Source organism: Clostridia bacterium, from assembly GCA_036562685.1.
Classification (GTDB): domain Bacteria; phylum Bacillota; class Clostridia; order Christensenellales; family DUVY01; genus DUVY01.
The window spans coordinates 20679-36745 of sequence record DATCJR010000091.1 but is presented as its reverse complement, the minus strand read 5'-3'; the positions used below and the strand labels follow the sequence as shown (position 1 = coordinate 36745).

Annotated in this window: 21 protein-coding genes; all 21 read left to right on the top strand. The window is 40.0% G+C overall.

The annotated features are described in order from the left end of the window. Positions 1–1134 (top strand): terminase TerL endonuclease subunit (locus tag VIL26_04130; protein ID HEY8390121.1); only part of this gene is annotated, 1134 nt, incomplete at its 5' end. 66 nt (positions 1135–1200) lie between these two features. Then, the gene (locus tag VIL26_04125) at positions 1201–1932 is read left to right on the top strand and encodes a trypsin-like peptidase domain-containing protein (protein HEY8390120.1); all 732 of its coding nucleotides are present in this window, start codon (positions 1201–1203) and stop codon (positions 1930–1932) included. Positions 1933–1983: 51 nt separating this feature from the next. Continuing rightward, entirely contained in the window at positions 1984–3183 is a 1200-nt protein-coding gene (locus tag VIL26_04120; protein ID HEY8390119.1) for a hypothetical protein, read from the top strand. A gap of 9 nt (positions 3184–3192) precedes the next feature. Next, on the top strand, positions 3193–3819 hold the full coding sequence (locus VIL26_04115; protein HEY8390118.1) for a hypothetical protein: 627 nt from the start codon (positions 3193–3195) through the stop codon (positions 3817–3819). A 14-nt stretch (positions 3820–3833) separates the two neighbouring features. Continuing rightward, on the top strand, positions 3834–4301 hold the full coding sequence (locus VIL26_04110) for a hypothetical protein (GenBank protein ID HEY8390117.1): 468 nt from the start codon (positions 3834–3836) through the stop codon (positions 4299–4301). 146 nt (positions 4302–4447) lie between these two features. Next, complete coding sequence (locus VIL26_04105) at positions 4448–5785, top strand: site-specific DNA-methyltransferase (GenBank protein ID HEY8390116.1); 1338 nt, start codon at positions 4448–4450, stop codon at positions 5783–5785. Positions 5786–5884: 99 nt separating this feature from the next. Continuing rightward, a complete protein-coding gene (locus VIL26_04100; GenBank protein HEY8390115.1) occupies positions 5885–6067 on the top strand; it encodes a hypothetical protein in 183 nt (60 codons plus the stop codon). 114 nt (positions 6068–6181) lie between these two features. Beyond that, positions 6182–7381, top strand: a complete 1200-nt coding sequence (locus VIL26_04095) for a phage portal protein (GenBank protein HEY8390114.1) — start codon at positions 6182–6184, stop codon at positions 7379–7381. After that, positions 7359–7988 (top strand): HK97 family phage prohead protease, encoded by a 630-nt coding sequence (locus tag VIL26_04090; GenBank protein ID HEY8390113.1) that lies wholly within the window; start codon positions 7359–7361, stop codon positions 7986–7988. The genes VIL26_04095 and VIL26_04090 overlap by 23 nt, the downstream gene beginning before the upstream one ends. An 11-nt stretch (positions 7989–7999) precedes the next feature. Next, a complete protein-coding gene (locus VIL26_04085; GenBank protein ID HEY8390112.1) occupies positions 8000–9286 on the top strand; it encodes a phage major capsid protein in 1287 nt (428 codons plus the stop codon). A 12-nt stretch (positions 9287–9298) separates the two neighbouring features. Next, on the top strand, positions 9299–9724 hold the full coding sequence (locus tag VIL26_04080) for a hypothetical protein (protein ID HEY8390111.1): 426 nt from the start codon (positions 9299–9301) through the stop codon (positions 9722–9724). Positions 9725–9738: 14 nt separating this feature from the next. After that, positions 9739–10032 (top strand): head-tail connector protein, encoded by a 294-nt coding sequence (locus tag VIL26_04075; GenBank protein ID HEY8390110.1) that lies wholly within the window; start codon positions 9739–9741, stop codon positions 10030–10032. Between the two features lie 3 nt (positions 10033–10035). Beyond that, on the top strand, positions 10036–10386 hold the full coding sequence (locus VIL26_04070) for a phage head closure protein (GenBank protein ID HEY8390109.1): 351 nt from the start codon (positions 10036–10038) through the stop codon (positions 10384–10386). Next, on the top strand, positions 10355–10756 hold the full coding sequence (locus VIL26_04065; protein HEY8390108.1) for an HK97-gp10 family putative phage morphogenesis protein: 402 nt from the start codon (positions 10355–10357) through the stop codon (positions 10754–10756). The genes VIL26_04070 and VIL26_04065 overlap by 32 nt, the downstream gene beginning before the upstream one ends. After that, a complete protein-coding gene (locus VIL26_04060) occupies positions 10753–11160 on the top strand; it encodes a DUF3168 domain-containing protein (protein ID HEY8390107.1) in 408 nt (135 codons plus the stop codon). The genes VIL26_04065 and VIL26_04060 overlap by 4 nt, the downstream gene beginning before the upstream one ends. 41 nt (positions 11161–11201) lie before the next feature. Continuing rightward, positions 11202–11582 carry a phage tail tube protein gene (locus VIL26_04055; GenBank protein ID HEY8390106.1) on the top strand — a complete coding sequence of 127 codons (381 nt, stop codon included), beginning with the start codon at positions 11202–11204 and terminating at the stop codon, positions 11580–11582. Then, complete coding sequence (locus tag VIL26_04050) at positions 11579–11890, top strand: hypothetical protein (GenBank protein HEY8390105.1); 312 nt, start codon at positions 11579–11581, stop codon at positions 11888–11890. Before VIL26_04055 ends, VIL26_04050 begins: the two co-directional genes overlap by 4 nt. Positions 11891–11937: 47 nt before the next feature. Beyond that, positions 11938–12204 (top strand): hypothetical protein, encoded by a 267-nt coding sequence (locus VIL26_04045; protein ID HEY8390104.1) that lies wholly within the window; start codon positions 11938–11940, stop codon positions 12202–12204. An 80-nt stretch (positions 12205–12284) separates the two neighbouring features. After that, positions 12285–12599 (top strand): AbrB/MazE/SpoVT family DNA-binding domain-containing protein, encoded by a 315-nt coding sequence (locus tag VIL26_04040; GenBank protein HEY8390103.1) that lies wholly within the window; start codon positions 12285–12287, stop codon positions 12597–12599. A gap of 2 nt (positions 12600–12601) precedes the next feature. Beyond that, complete coding sequence (locus VIL26_04035; GenBank protein ID HEY8390102.1) at positions 12602–13210, top strand: Fic family protein; 609 nt, start codon at positions 12602–12604, stop codon at positions 13208–13210. A 95-nt stretch (positions 13211–13305) separates the two neighbouring features. Beyond that, positions 13306–15993, top strand: a complete 2688-nt coding sequence (locus VIL26_04030; protein HEY8390101.1) for a phage tail tape measure protein — start codon at positions 13306–13308, stop codon at positions 15991–15993. The last annotated feature ends 74 nt before the right edge of the window (positions 15994–16067 follow it).

The window sequence follows — 16067 nt, the reverse complement described above, 5'->3', positions numbered from 1 at the left end:
CAGGTATTATCGGCAGAAAGCTACACAAAGCACGGCCTGAATGTCCATGGGGTTGTGTTTGATGAACTCCATGCCCAACCCAATAGGGCATTATATGATGTAATGCTGCATGGATCTGGAGACGCAAGGAAACAGCCGCTTTTTTTCCTTATAACAACGGCTGGTACAGACAGGAACAGCATATGTTGGGAAGTCCATAGCAAAGCTGATGATATATTAAAAGGTAGAAAAAAAGATCCGTCATTCTATCCCGTCATATACGGGATAAATGATGATGATGATTGGACTGACGAACGCAACTGGTACAAAGCAAACCCAAGCCTTGATGTTACCGTTAGTATTGATAAGTTTAGGACAGCTTTTGACAGTGCCAAAAACAACCCTGCAGAAGAAAACCTATTTAGGCAACTTAGGCTCAATCAATGGGTAAAACAATCCATCAGATGGATGCCTATGGATAAGTGGGATAAATGCGCTTTTTCTGTAGACCCTGAAAAACTCAAAGGCAGAGAATGCTATGGTGGACTTGATTTATCATCGACAACTGACGTAACCGCATTTGTGCTGGTGTTTCCACCAATATATGATGATGAGAAATATATTGTATTGCCATATTTTTGGGTGCCCGAAGATACACTTGAGTTAAGGGTAAGGCGTGACCATGTGCCTTATGATATCTGGCAGGCAAATGAAAGCATAATGACGACTGAGGGCAATGTCGTTCATTACGGTTTTATAGAGACCTTTATAGAAAACTTAGACAAACAGTATAACATAAAGGAAATAGCCTTTGATAGATGGGGAGCTGTGCAGATGACACAAAACCTAGAGGGTATGGGTTTTACAGTTGTTCCGTTTGGGCAAGGGTATAAGGATATGAGCCCACCTACAAAGGAACTGATGAAACTTTTGTTGGAAGAGAAAATCGCACATGGAGGTAACGAGCCGCTTAGGTGGATGATGGATAACATCTTTATTAAGACCGACCCAGCAGGGAATATAAAGCCGGATAAGGAAAAGAGCACAGAGCGGATTGACGGTGCTGTCGCACTTATAATGGCACTTGATAGAGCATTGAGAAATAAAGGAGATGATGAGAGCGTGTATAATGACAGGGGAATTATAGTTATATGAAAAAATTTATTAAAAAAGTAGTTATACAATGTTGACCTATACAAATGCATATGATATAGTACAAAAATGAAAGCAAATGTTTTAAAATCAAAAAATAAAATAGTGGCGTTTGTTTTTATTTTAATAATAAGTATAACTTTTGCTATAGTCTATTTTGTCGTTATAAGAACGCCCTCTGCCAAAAAAGTCTTTAATGACAGCATAAACAATGTTGTAGAACTAAAAGCATCATCAGAAAGTGTAGGTGAGAGTTTTGGAACTGCCGTCTTAGTTAATAAAGACGGAACGTTAATTACAAACGCCCATGTTGTTATGTATAGCCGATTAGGGCAATTGAATACTTTTGAAGAATATGAAATACGGTTTAGTGATGAAGAAATTTACAGAGCGGTAGAACTGTTAAAGTATGATGAGAATTTAGATTTGGCAGTGTTAAAACTAGATGCAGAAAAATTAAAGCTTAAACCAATAAGTATAGGTGATTCATCTAATTTAAAGCACGGACAAAAAGTTTATGCCATAGGTAACGCAATGAACTACGGTATTTCAATTACAGAGGGGATTATTAGTAATCCGCTTATAGAAATATCTTACGAAGATGTTTTACGCAAGGTAATTCAATGTGATATTGTGATCAATGAGGGAAACAGCGGAGGAGCATTGCTTAATGAGAGAGGTCAACTGATAGGAATTACAACTTTTCGAATAAAGGATAATAGAGGCAATACTGTATATGGACTAGGATTTTGTGTTCCTGTAGATTCAGCGATTGAATATGTTATCAAAGCTAAAAGATAATAGGTTTGCTTTGAGAAGATATTATATTTTTTTTTAAAAGGAGGATAAATTATGTTCTTTGCTAAGAAAAAAACAATCGTATTTTCTGCATTTGTAATGGCTTTAACGCTCATTGTTAGCGGGTATTTCATTCTTGGAAATATCAGTTCTAAGACGGCAATGGTGAGAACAATAGAACTTCAAAAAAGTGTTATTTCTAACCAAGCAATTTTTGATGAGTTTGAAGATGCCGATTTAACGGTTACTGATAAACTGGCTACCTTTGTGGGATATAAAAATTTGGATGCGTCAGTATTTTCGATGCTTGACAATTTAAGTGTGGATGAAAAGGAGGAATTAGCCGAAAACTGTAAAGTCCGTTACTACTTTACATATGATAAAGAATCAAACATAGTGACGATTTCTGCCGAAATGTCCAATGAGTTTGGTGAAATTGAGATGGACACAATCAGTGGAGTCGGTTTTATTAATGATAAAAATGAAATTGATGCTGTTATGAATGTTGAAGGCGAGGGAATTTTGCTTAGCGAAATGAGCGATGCTGGGTTAATACAAAACGCAGGTTGGTTTTCAAAATTAGTTAAAGCAGTAGCTGTTACAGTTGCAGTAGTAGCAGTAGTTGTGGTAGTTGCCGCCGCTGTTGTAGTAACAGCAGGGACTGCTGCTCCCGCATTAGTTGCGGCGGGTGTTGGTGTCTCTACTACTGTTGTTGCGGGTTCGGTGGCAACAGCCGCAGCAATAGGAACTTATGCGGCCCTAACTGCAGCAATAGCGGCGGGCGTAGCTTTAACGGCAGACTTGGTTGACAAATATTATCCTGGTATTCAAGCTACTACTACAACTACAACAGCCGGAACAACTGTGGTTACTGCACAATGGAGCAAGGATAAAACAAAGGAAGCTATAAAAGATATTGCTATATCTCAAACAAAAACTAATCCTAATAATCCTGCAATATATTTTCATGTTACACAATATTCTAATAGCGTAGGCCCAGTTACCGTTTCTTTGGAGCCATACACTAAAGAAATTATGTCATTAAATATGAAACAATATAGTTGGAGTTCAATTACAGGGTACAGCCATAATGCACAAAGCGTAATATTTACAGCTTTTGCTCCACTACCAATAATAGAAGAAACTCATGGAATGCCCCATTTCCACGCTGTGTTGCCCGATAAGAGCCATGCAAAAGGATTAAATGGATTATATGTTGTTCATTCTTTTTACTCTGGGTTGATTGCTGCATAAGAGGTCGTTATGAAAAATGAGAATATCCTAAAAGAATCGCAAAAGTTATTTGACGGAAGTTTTATAAAAAGCAAAAGATATATTGCTCATTTATACATTAAAAAATTGGGCTACAGTTTTACTTTTGACAATAAATTGTTTGAGAAAGTTTCAAATGAGATAGTTTCTGTTCTAGGAGATAAAAAGAAATATGATATCTTTGAAGCGTCAAAATATTTTAAGGAAAAATACCAAGCCTTTCAAATTCCGTGGGAATACTGCTTGCATTATACTGATACCTCTATAACTGAACTTGGATTGAAACCTGCTTGTCTCCAAAACGATGAAACAAATCCATTCGAGTATAATAATTCTGGAAAAGAACAAAATATAACACTTGTAATCGATACAGTGTACAATAAATCTTTACGGAATAATTATGCAAATATTTTACTTACAGAAGGACTTTTGCTTGAACATAAGAAGAATGTAAGTGAAAATGAAATTGTTTATTTACATAGCAATCCAATAATAGTTATAGGAAGTTTAGACAATAAAAACATTAACTCTATGGCACGTTTTTATGGAGAATATCATAAGGTTTTGAACATCCCTGATATAGAATATGAAATGTGGTTTTTCCACGAACATAGTTAATAAAAGAGGTTGTAATGAGCGTAGCATATTTTCTTAGTACAAACATTAAGTTAAACAAGACGGAGTATAGTTATAAAAACATATTTGAAAATCATCAAAATTTTTTATGCGATGATGAAGGCATTATCTTTGATGATAAACTCTGGGATTCTGAAGAAGCGGCACTGGGCAATATTTTTCAACAAAGATATATTTATGCTATACGATCGACAATTGAATTGAGTTTTGGGCAAAATCAAAAACAGATTTCAGAACAGTATTATAATACTGCCAAAAATCAAATTGTATGGTTAAAAGAATTTATAAAAAAGCTGTTGCAAAAATCCTATGACGTTTTTCTTATACGGCTTACATTAGGTCACAAAACAGAATTTGGCAAAATAGTAACGCAAATTATTGACATAAATGACTTTTCTGTTTCTAATGAAAACTTTGAATTTAAGCCTTTGATCATTTATCAATTCGTTGATAATAGCGAATAGCATATTAAATGGATTAAAAAAATAATAAGAAAATCTATAAATTATTATGTTTCTGTATATATGACAGTGCTAGATAAAATTCCAATTAGAAGTAATAAGACCGCATTCAGGAGAGTGCGGTTTTTTCATACCCATAAGGAGATGTAATGGAAATAAAGAAAATGTCAGTAGAGGTACTCAAACCCGCCGAGTACAATCCAAGAAAAGACTTAAAGCCAGGCGACCCTGAGTACGAAAAGCTCAAGCGCAGTATACAAGAGTTTGGTTATGTAGAGCCAGTCATATGGAACAAGCAAACTCAAACGGTAGTCGGGGGACACCAAAGATTAAAAGTGATGAAAGACCTCGGATATACCGAGGTCGATTGCGTTATTGTAGACCTTGACAGGGAAAAAGAGAAAGCACTAAATATCGCACTAAATAAAATAAGCGGTTCATGGGATGAATTAATGCTAAGTAACCTTTTACAGGATTTAGAGCAAAGCGGTTATGATATTACCATGACAGGCTTTGACATGGCTGAGATAAAAGAACTGTTCGGAAGCGGCTCAATGGAGAACGTAGAAGAAGATAATTTTGACGCAGAAAAAGCAGCAGAAGAGATAAACGAGCCTGTGACCAAAACAGGCGATTTGTGGCTCATTGATGGACATAGGCTACTGTGCGGCGATAGCACCAAGCATTCGGACGTGTCAACGGTCTTTGACGGCAAACAAGCAGATATAATGCTCACAGACCCGCCATACAATGTAGACTACGGAGCTTCGCTTGAGAGTAGGAACATAAGTAGCCTAGGTAGAGCAGACAGTAATATAGCAAACGACAATTTGTCAGACAGCGACTTCTATAAATTTCTGCTTAGCTTCTACAAAACAGCACATAAACACTTAAAAGCTGGAGCGCCTGTATATGTGTTTCACTCAACTAAAGAAACGGTTAATTTCATAGAAGCATTGAAAAACGCAGGGTTTAAGTACGCACAGACTCTGGTGTGGTACAAGAACCATTTCACCTTGGGTAGGCAAGACTATCAATGGATACATGAGCCCATACTCTATGGTTGGAAGGAAGGGTCAGGTCACTATTTTATCGACGACAGAACAAGCAAGACAGTTTTCGAGGATGAGAGAAAAGATATAAAAAAGATGTCAAAGACCGAGCTGCAAGAACTATTAGATAAAATCTTTAAGTTACAGAACACAGTAATTTGCGATAATAAACCGACGAAATCTTTAGAACACCCTACAATGAAGCCAATAACACTATGTGCCAGACTCATCTACAACAGCAGCCTAGAAGGTGACATAGTCTATGAACCTTTTGCCGGTAGCGGTTCTACCATTATAGCAGCAGAGCAACTAAACAGAAACTGTTACGCAATAGAGCTAGAGCCTAAGTACTGTGATGTCATCGTCCGAAGATATAGAGAATATAAACCAAGTGCAGAGATAAAGCATATAAGGAATGGGCAGGAAATCGAATAAAAATCGTCTGAAAGTTGTGTGTTTATGGGCGTTTTCAATAGACTTAATAACATCTTAACGGTATTGTTTTGTTAAACAAGAAATTAAGGAGAAAAGAAAATGACTGATGAAATAAGAAAAAAGCTGTTTGAAATCGCAAAGAGAAACATCGTCACCTTAAAAGAAAGAACAGACCTTGAGCAGAAGCACAACGACGATAAAGACTTCTTCACTACAACGGTCTGGAGCTTAGAGGATGCGCTCAAGGAAGCTTATCAGCTAGGACAAAGCAGTATAAAATAATAGAAAAGACAAGACAAGCATCAACGCCGCTCTAGCAAGGGCGGTTTTTTATTTGCAAACGGAGGAGCTATGGGACTATTTAGACACGGCAGGGACAAGCCCGAAAAGCGTGAGATGCCAGACAAATTAAAAGAATTCATAACGGGAGTGGACCTTGATAGTGCAGGCAGTGCAAGCGGTGTTCAGGTAGACGAACTAAGCGCAATGCAAACATCAGCTGTTTATGCATGTGTAAGAATACTAGCTGAAACAGTAGCGAGCTTGCCGCTACAGTTGTTTAAACAGGACGGTGATAAACGTGTCAAAGCGACAGAGCATCCACTATATGAGTGCCTATATGAAATCCCAAACAGTGAGATGACAAGCTTTCAGTTCAGGGAACTAATGATGACCTCAGTGCTTTTATGGGGAAATGCTTATGCGCGAAAGATTGTAAAGCAAGGGCATGTAGTAGAACTATGGTACTTAAAACCCCAATACATGACAGTGGAGCGTGATAGCAGGACAAGTAAGATAAAGTACATCTATACGGATGAGAACACCAGCGAGATGTTTGAGTATAGCCCCCAACAGATATTTCATTTAAAGGGCTTGTCGTTTGACGGAGTGAAAGGCATAAGCCCGATTGCTCAAGCAAGAGAAGCTGTGGGATTAGCACTCGCTACTGAAGAATACGGTGCTAAGTTTTTTGGCAATGGTGCAAGACCGGGTGGAGTGCTGGAACATCCTGGAACATTGAAAGACCCGGAAAAACTAAGAGAAAGCTGGAACAAGGTATATCGAGGTTCAAAGAACAGCCATAAGGTAGCCGTGCTTGAAGAGGGAATGAAATATCATTCTATCGGTATTGCGCCTGAAGACGCGCAGTTTCTAGAAACAAGAAAGTATCAAGTAAACGAAATATGCAGGATATTCCGAGTGCCACCACATTTGGTGGGGGATCTTGAGAGAGCAACCTTTTCTAACATAGAACATCAATCAATAGAGTTCGTAACACACACCATACGGCCGTGGCTAGTTAGGTGGGAGCAAGAGATAAGCCGTTCACTGCTTAATGAAAGTGAACGGACTTTGTATTTTGCGAGGTTCAATGTAAACGGACTGCTTCGAGGGGATTTTGCAACACGCACTCAAGGCTATGCAACTGCAAGACAGAACGGATGGATGAGCATTAATGATATACGAAGACTAGAGGACATGAACCCGATACCTGCTGAGCAAGGTGGCGATGATTATCTGGTGAACGGGAATATGGTACCGGCTTCATCTCAAAACGATAAAGGAGGCAAGGTTGGAAAACAAGACAGTAGATAAACGTGAAATCCGCACCGTACCACTTACTGAACTACGTGTGCAATCAGACGGTGAAAGACCCGTCATAGAAGGGCATGCATCAGTTTTTGATAGTTGGTCAGAAACTTTGGGTGGGATATTCCCTTTTAAAGAAAAGGTAAGAAAAGGTGCGTTTGCCAGGAGTATAGAAAAGGACGATATACGGGCGCTGTTTAACCATAGCCCCGACTATGTTCTTGGACGCAACAAAGCAAGAACACTTGAGCTGATGGAAGACGATAAAGGGCTTCTTGTTCGTATATTCCCGCCTGATACACAATGGGCAAGGGACTTGACGGTAAGTATTTCAAGAGGCGATATATCTCAGATGAGCTTTGGGTTTACCGTAATCAAGGACGAGTGGAGCAGTCAAGATAAACAGGATGTCAGAGAGCTTATTGAGGTAAAGCTTTATGATGTGAGTCCTGTAACATTCCCTGCATACACGCAGACGGATGTCGGAGTTAAGGCGATGCGTGAGTACGAAAGCTATCTAGCCGAAAAGCGTTCAGCAGAAGAAAGCATAAACACAAAACTACAGGAAAAGAAAAGACTAGAAAACCTTAAAAACAGATTTAAATTAATGTAGAGGAGAATAGCATGAACCGAAAGAAATTACTTGAAATGAAAGCAAAGCGTGAGGACGCCAGACTCAAAGCAATGGCGGTGTTGAACAAGGCAGAGACTGAAGACAGGTTCTTAAGTGAAGACGAGCAAAATGAAATTGATGCTCTGGAAACTGAGATTCGTGGCTGGGACGATAGTATTACAAGAGCAGAAAAAGTTCTTGCAATAGAGCCTGACATGGAAGAAAGAAGGGAAGAGCCTGAATCTAAGCCCATGCCAGCACCTGACAACAAAGTCTTTAGGTCGTTTGGCGATCAGCTAATGGCGGTGTACAGAGCAGCGGCACCCGGCGGCGGAAGGATTGATGAAAGGCTGTCAACCAGAGCGGCATCGGGCCTTAATGAAACCAATCCGTCTGACGGTGGGTTTCTTGTCCAGCATGACTTTGTATCTGAGCTATTAAAAAGAACATATGAGACAGGTGTACTGGCAAGTAAGGTAAAGAAGATACCGCTGTCTACTAACAGCAATGGCTTAAAGATCAATGCAGTAGACGAGGACAGCAGAGCGAGCGGCGCCAGATGGGGCGGGATACAAACCTTTTGGGAATCGGAAGCATCAGAACTTACAGCAAGCAAACCAAAATTCAGGCAAATGGACTTGTCGCTTAAAAAGCTAACGGGTCTTTGCTATGCGACTGATGAGCTGTTGCAGGATGCTTCAGCACTTGAAGCAGTAATCCGTCAGGCATTTGCCGAAGAGTTTGGGTTTAAGATAGACGAAGCCATACTATCAGGTAGCGGAGCAGGCGAACCCTTAGGTATATTAAACAGCGGCTCGCTTGTAACAGTACCAAAAGAGACCAATCAAACAGACAAGCTGACTGTAGATAATCTGACTAGAATGTGGAACAGGCTATGGGCGAAAAGCCGAGCAAACTCAGCATGGTACATAAATCAAGAGCTTGAGCCTTACCTATACACCCTCAAAGTAGGTGATACAGCAGTGTATATTCCAGCTGGAGGTTTGTCTGAAAAGCCATACGGTACTATTTTTGGCAGACCAGTTGTTCCCTTAGAACAATGCAACGCCGCAGGCGATTTAGGTGATATCGTTCTTGCGGATATAGGTCAATATCTTATGATAGACAAGGGCGGAATAAAGGCTGCAAGCTCTATACATGTAAGGTTCTTGTATGATGAGAACGTGTTCAGATTTATCTATCGATGTGACGGACAGCCGGTGTGGCGTAAACCGCTTTCGCCTTACAAGGGTAGCGCTAGCGTATCACCGTTTGTAGCACTTGGAAAAAGAAATTAGAGGTGAGAAGAAATGACGAATAATATATTAACGAAATACGGGTTTGATAAAGCCGGGGCAATATTTGCCTCGGCTTTTACTTCTACAGACTATACCCTTACTAACTATAAGTATATTGACTTTATTGTCGCAAGCGGAGAAGGCGAACAAGCATCCATAACCGCACAGATCTATGGTAAGAGTACAAAGGACGATATTGGTCAAGCTTTACCATTCCGTGTAATCGGAAATAACGGTATGCCAGAAGAGTACATAGAGGCAGAAGGAGTTGGGCTTAATATAGGCGGAAATGGGAGTATGGCTGTATATAGGATAACAGCGGATGACTTATCGAAAGGCGGTTTTGATAGGGTCGCCCTAAAACTGACTGCTGCAACTGAATCAACGGTAATAGGCTCAGTGACTACGGTAAGATATGAACCTAGATACACGGAATAGGTGGAGAAGCAGCTATGCTTGAGCTTAAGGAAATAAAGACTTTTCTTCGTATTGATGGGGATGAGGATGACCGTCTGCTGGTTTCGCTGTCGCTTACTGCTAGAGAGCTTGTTGAAGAAACGCTAAGACAGAGACTGGACGAGTTTGAAACAATCCCTGAAACAGTGCGTCAAGCCATGCTCATAGTCATAGCAACGCTTTACGAGGAAAGACAGGTCGCAAAAACAGGTAAGGATAGCGTTGGAATGACTAATATCCTTGAGCTTGTTCGCAGAATGCTGTTTGCTTACCGTAAGGAGACGTTTTAACAAATGACGATTGGCGAACTTAACAGACGGGTTGATGTTCTGGAATTGTTTGAAGAGCGTGACGACTTTGGCGGTGTTACTAGTAACTGGCTTACTATCGCACAGGTATGGGCTAAGATAGAGCCGATAAGCGGTACTGAGTTTTTCAAAGCTGAGCAGATAAGTGCAGAAACTACGACAAAGATAACGATACGGTATTACAAAACACTTAATGTCATGCACCGTATACGGTATAAAGACAAGATATATGAGATAAAGTGTATCAGCGATTTGGAAACAGCGCATAGATGGACAGTAATTAACTGTAAGGAACTGGTGGATTATGGGCTACAGTGCAAGACAGAGGAAAGTTAAGGTTAGAGTTGAAGGTGCCAAGACTCTGGCAAAAGACTTAAAGGCAATGGACGAGGCGGCAGCAGACGCGCTTATGAAAGGTGCAAAAGCGGGCGGAGCGATTGCGCTTAGAGCCGCTCAAGAAAACTGTCCAGTGGATACAGGTGCGTTAAAGGCAAGTCTTAAACTAACTGAAGATAAAAAGACCGAAAAGAAAGCAACGGTAAAGGTGGACTATGATAAGTCTATTAAGTACGGTGCTTTTGTTGAGCTTGGGGTTCGTGGCAAACAGGGTAATCCGTTCTTGAGAAACGCAGTAGATAAGAATCAGGATAAGATAAACAAAACCATTGTAAGCGAAATAGCTAAAGCCGTAGGGAAAAAGATATGAAAGATATCTGTCAGGCTGTGTATAAGTACCTAAGTTTAGATGCTGATATACATAGCGTTATCGGCGACAGACTGTACCCCGTTCTTCTTCCTCAGAACGCTATATTGCCTTCAATCGTGTATTCGCCAATGCTTGCCAATTACGACTCTGCGCTTAGTGGAGATACAGGTTTCGTACGTCAAACGGTACAGTTTAGCTGTCACGATAAGACATTCAAAAAAGCACGTGAACTTTCACGGCTTGTAAAGTATAAGCTTCAAGACTACAAAGGCAATATGTACGGACTTAACATACAGGCAGTATTCATACGTTCAGATTTTATGTCAAATTCTAACACGGCTATAAGGTTTGATACGGATGAGTACATGTCGGTAATCGAGTTTGAATTTCAATTTAATGAATAGGAGGATTAAAATATATGGCAGTGGCAGGAAAGAACGGCCGTGTGGAAGTAGGCGGTATCACATCTACAAAAGTCGTTGGGATAAAGAACTGGTCGCTTGAATTATCCCTAGATACGCTTGAGACAACAGCCTTAGGCGTGGATTGGAAAGAATACATAACAGGACTTAAGGAATGGACAGCATCAAGCGAAGGCGACTACAACGTACCACAGGATACTCAGGGTCAGGAAGTTTTGCAATCAGCCTTTTTATCAGGTGAGACCGTGACTGTAAAGCTGTATGTGGATGAGAATAATTACTATACAGGAACAGCTTATATAAGTTCGTTATCAATAGAAGACCCCGTGGACGATGTGGTGTCAATAAGTATTGAGTTTACCGGTACAGGCGAGCTTACATTTGAAAAAGGAGTAATTGAATGAGAAAAGGAATAACAATTGAGTTGGACAAGCCGCGTACTCTAAGGTACGGGATGAACGCACTTGCTAAGATAGAAGACATAACCCAAAAGCCAATAGTAAGTCTTGACCTTAATAATATAGGGATTAGGGATCTACTGGCAATCATCTATGCAGGGCTGTACCATGAAGACCAAACCTTAACGATAGAAAAGGTAGGAGATCTGGTCGATGAGTTTTCAGATATGAATAAAATGGCTGAGAAAGTAGGTGAAGCTTTTACTTTAGCTTTTGGGGGTTTAAAGGAAAGTAATCACCCAAAGGTGAGGTAGCCAGTAACGCTTTGTTCAATATAGGGCGGTTCACGGAAGACGCTGTTGTGAAGCTAGGGATTGACGTAATGACAGCATATGAATTAACGCCCTTTGAAATAAGTGTTATTGGCAAACAAAGGCAGGAAAAAAGATATGTAGAATTTGAGAACATAATCGCGCTTGCTTGGCATACTGAGGCGCTGGCAAGACAGAAGAAGATGCCGAGGCTAGATAAGCTAATAAAGGATATACGGAAAAAGCCTAAGAAAACATATAGTGCAGGAGATGCTGTGCTTAAAGCTATGGCGGCAGAAAAGGGTGTGAAGATTTAGTGCCAAATGAATTAACCTTGACGAGTACCATATAATATAATATAATGTAAGGAAAGTAAGGAATGTGTTGGAGGCATTGAATGGATATAGCGAAGTTAACTTCTAAAGGACAGCTGACTCTTCCCGTTAAGATACGGAAAAAGCTTGGTTTAGATACAGGCGATCAAGTGGCTTTTATAGAAAAAGACGGTACTTACGTGATGGTTAATGCAAACAAATTATCATATACCCGAAAAATACCGTCAATCAATATATCTAGCATTGAGGCGTCATTAAACATGGAAGGACTGGATGTTTCTAAAGACTCAATAACATATGCAAAGAACAGGCTTAAGAACAAGGCAACATATATTAGCCGTGTTGCACAGATTAAGTCTAAATTTACATCAAGATAGCCATGTCTAATTTTTTTGATCAATATGAGTTATATACTGAAGGCGACAGCGTTTACTGTTACAAAGGCACAGGAGTGTTAAAAAATAAACTTGGTATTAAAGACAGCAAATTACTAAAAGATGCCGAAAGTGAGCTTGTCTTTGCGGCATTGCTTGAATTAGGTATAAACCCTATACATGGTAAGTTTGATAAAAAGCATTTATATGATATACATGAGTTTATGTTCAATAATTGCTATGACTTTGCCGGTAAAACACGTAAAGAAGATATTTCAAAAGGCGGCACTAAGTTCTGCGTATGGAATTATATTGACGATCAATTAGAAGAGTTATTTTCCAAGGCATCGCTTAAGAAAACAAAGGTCTCCAATAGAAACGAAACTGTTGAGTTTTTAGGTTATTTAATGGCGGAGTTGAACATAATTCACCCTTTTAGAGAAGGCAACGGCCGAGCAATCAGGGAATATATAAGGGAATATGCGCTAAGTCTTGGGTTTTCCATTGATTGGAGTAAAATAGATAAAGAGCTTTTACTTGATGCTATGATTGAAAGCGTGTTTGATTCAGCTGATTTAAAGAAATGCCTACATCAAGTTATGATTGAGATTTAAGGTAGTTAAATAATTAATATTAGAAATTAGAGAGCAAGTTCATCTTTGGACTTGCTTTTTTTATGTGCAAAACTAAATAAAAGAGAGGTGTTCCATTGGCAGTAATACGTAACCTAGTCGTAAAAATAGCAGCGGACATCTCTTCATTATCTAACGGACTAAAGACAGCACAGAAGACTTTAAAAAACGCAGCTTCTAATATAACTAAAATAGGTTCAAAGCTAACAGCATCACTAACCGTGCCAATAGCAGCACTCGGCAACAAAATCGTATCACTTTCCAAAGACTTTGAGCAAAGTATGGCTAACGCAGGCTCAGTATCTAATGCAACGGCAGAAGAGCTTGCTAGGATGAAAGACATTGCACGTGAAATGGGTGCAAAAACAGTCTTCTCAGCATCAGATGCAGCCGATGCCCTATACTACATGGCTTCAGCAGGATACAAGGTTGATCAAATGGCATCAGCGATAGAACCAACACTTAACCTAGCCTCAGCAACACAGAATGATTTAGCTTTTACTACGGACACGGTAGTAGCAGCACTTAATCAGTTTGGACTAAAAGCCGAAAGTGCTGACAGGGTAGCCAATGTGTTTGCAGCAGCAATAGGATATTCTCAAGCTACTCTAGATAATCTTGGCACTTCAATGTCGTATGTGGGACCAGTAGCACATTCGCTCGGATATTCAATTGAAGAAACCTCGGGTGCTTTATCTGTACTATATAACGCCGGCTATGATGGGTCAATGGCAGGAACATCATTAAGGCAAGCACTTGTTTCACTTATGAACCCAACCTCATCGGCAAAAAAGATTTTTGAAGAACTTAATATAGACCTAAAGAATCTTGATCCGACCACGAACAGCTTTGCAGATATCTTGGATACTCTTTCAAAGAGCGGGATCACGACAGCACAGGCAATGGAAGTGTTTGGCGCAAGAGCAGGACCGGGCATGCTCGCATTGTTTTCGGCAGGCGGCGATGCTGTCAGGGAAATGACAGACGCCATTACAGGCACAAACTCAGCTAATGAAATGGCAGCAATGCAGCTTGACACTCTTCAGGGCGAATACGCTGAGCTTGAGTCCCAAGTAGAAGAGATTGCTCTGCAATTCGGTGATATCCTTATTCCTATCATTCGAGAATTAATACAGAAATACATAACCCCTTTATTAATTAAGATTATGTCACTGTCCGACGGGACAAGGAAACAAATAGTAACTATCGCACTATTGGCCGCAGCCATAGGACCGTTACTGCTTGTTTTAGGTAAGCTTATGTCAAGCATGAGTTTGATTACAAAGGTGGGGTCTTTGTTGTTTTCTAAAATCGGTCTTATCATAGCAATCCTTACAGCAGTAGTACTAGTCGTCAAGCATCTATGGGATACCAATGAAGAGTTCCGCACGGCAGTACTTGATATCTGGGATAAGATAAAAGGATATATACTTAATGCCGTTACTAAGATAAAGAAATGGTGGGATAAAAACGGTGAGAAGGTAATAGCGCAAGCCATATCAGCATTTAAAAACATCTGGACAGTTATAAAATCGGTGTTCGGAAAGGTTGTTAAAATCGCCGCTAAAGTCTGGCCGTATGTTAAGGAAATAGTGCTGGATACAATAAACGGCATTATGAACTTTTGGGAGAAAAACGGTGCTAAGATATGGACGACTGTAAGTACGTTATTTAAACTCATTTGGGAAATTGCCCTTACAGCTTTTGATATTATCTCAAACGGAATAATCAAGTTCATAACATACATAAGACCTATCTGGGAGAACATCAAGAGCTTGTTTTCCTCACTCTGGGACACACTAGTCAGCCTGTATGAAACCTTAAAACCTGTATTTGAGTTAATCGGAGGACTAGTATTAGTCTTGCTTGGCATAGTTATGGGCGTAATCAACGGTATAATCTCAAGCCTCGGTCCCCTTATACAAGCGGTCATAGACATTGCTAAGGTAGTACTAGAAAAGATACAGCTTGTATGTGCGTTGCTTCGAGGCGATTGGTCGGAAGCTTGGGAGCACATGAAAAACATTGCGAGCGGTGTGTGGAGCGCTATTAAGAACATCTTTCTTGCTATTTGGGAATTCATAAAAGGCTTTTGCGAAGGTGTTGGCAAATTCTTTTCTAATCTAGGCGGCAGCATAAGTGATGTTTTTGAAAGTGCCTGGACTGGAATTAAAGGTTTTTTTACGAACATTTGGGAAGGAATAAAGTCAGCATGTTCTTGGGTCTGGGACGGGATAACGGGACTGTTCTCAAGTATAGGGGACTTTTTTAAGGGTTTATGCTCGGACGCATTCAATTGGGGTAAAGGCCTTATTGAAAACATCTGGAACGGAATAAAAAAAGCATGGGACTGGGTGGTTGACGGAGTAACAAATATCGGTCAGACGATAAAAGACTTTTTGGGTTTTGGCAGCCCTACCAAGAAAGGCCCCGGTAGAACTGCTGATGAATGGATACCTAATCTGCTTGGTATGATGGAAAAAGACTTCTACAACGGCATGCCTAATATACAAAGAGCCGCAATGAGTATTGCAGGGTCAATGAACATAACATCATCGCCCAGAGCAATGGTAAACGCAGGGTATAGCCCAAGCAGTGATGTTGTGAACGGGCTCTTACAAGGAATGTATGCATTGCGTGAAACAGACCAACAGGAGAAAGGTGTAATAAACCTTAATATAGATGGGCAGACTTTTGCAAGACTGATAATGCCTAAGCTAAATAGAGAATATAAGCGTCAGGGTATTGTCTTAAAGGATGTGTAATTATGGTGTTTTTCAGAATAAACTCAAAGAGTATAAGACAACCGACTGAAATTACACATTCCTTTGAGTCTTTG

Excerpts from the sequence above, each read along its gene's own strand:
- VIL26_04125 (HEY8390120.1), top strand. The coding sequence starts at position 1,201 with ATGAAAGCAAATGTTTTAAAATCAAAAAATAAAATAGTGGCGTTTGTT.
- VIL26_04120 (HEY8390119.1), top strand. The coding sequence starts at position 1,984 with ATGTTCTTTGCTAAGAAAAAAACAATCGTATTTTCTGCATTTGTAATG.
- VIL26_04115 (HEY8390118.1), top strand. The coding sequence starts at position 3,193 with ATGAAAAATGAGAATATCCTAAAAGAATCGCAAAAGTTATTTGACGGA.
- VIL26_04110 (HEY8390117.1), top strand. The coding sequence starts at position 3,834 with ATGAGCGTAGCATATTTTCTTAGTACAAACATTAAGTTAAACAAGACG.
- VIL26_04105 (HEY8390116.1), top strand. The coding sequence starts at position 4,448 with ATGGAAATAAAGAAAATGTCAGTAGAGGTACTCAAACCCGCCGAGTAC.
- VIL26_04100 (HEY8390115.1), top strand. The coding sequence starts at position 5,885 with ATGACTGATGAAATAAGAAAAAAGCTGTTTGAAATCGCAAAGAGAAAC.
- VIL26_04095 (HEY8390114.1), top strand. The coding sequence starts at position 6,182 with ATGCCAGACAAATTAAAAGAATTCATAACGGGAGTGGACCTTGATAGT.
- VIL26_04085 (HEY8390112.1), top strand. The coding sequence starts at position 8,000 with ATGAACCGAAAGAAATTACTTGAAATGAAAGCAAAGCGTGAGGACGCC.
- VIL26_04080 (HEY8390111.1), top strand. The coding sequence starts at position 9,299 with ATGACGAATAATATATTAACGAAATACGGGTTTGATAAAGCCGGGGCA.
- VIL26_04075 (HEY8390110.1), top strand. The coding sequence starts at position 9,739 with ATGCTTGAGCTTAAGGAAATAAAGACTTTTCTTCGTATTGATGGGGAT.
- VIL26_04070 (HEY8390109.1), top strand. The coding sequence starts at position 10,036 with ATGACGATTGGCGAACTTAACAGACGGGTTGATGTTCTGGAATTGTTT.
- VIL26_04065 (HEY8390108.1), top strand. The coding sequence starts at position 10,355 with ATGGGCTACAGTGCAAGACAGAGGAAAGTTAAGGTTAGAGTTGAAGGT.
- VIL26_04060 (HEY8390107.1), top strand. The coding sequence starts at position 10,753 with ATGAAAGATATCTGTCAGGCTGTGTATAAGTACCTAAGTTTAGATGCT.
- VIL26_04050 (HEY8390105.1), top strand. The coding sequence starts at position 11,579 with ATGAGAAAAGGAATAACAATTGAGTTGGACAAGCCGCGTACTCTAAGG.
- VIL26_04040 (HEY8390103.1), top strand. The coding sequence starts at position 12,285 with ATGGATATAGCGAAGTTAACTTCTAAAGGACAGCTGACTCTTCCCGTT.
- VIL26_04035 (HEY8390102.1), top strand. The coding sequence starts at position 12,602 with ATGTCTAATTTTTTTGATCAATATGAGTTATATACTGAAGGCGACAGC.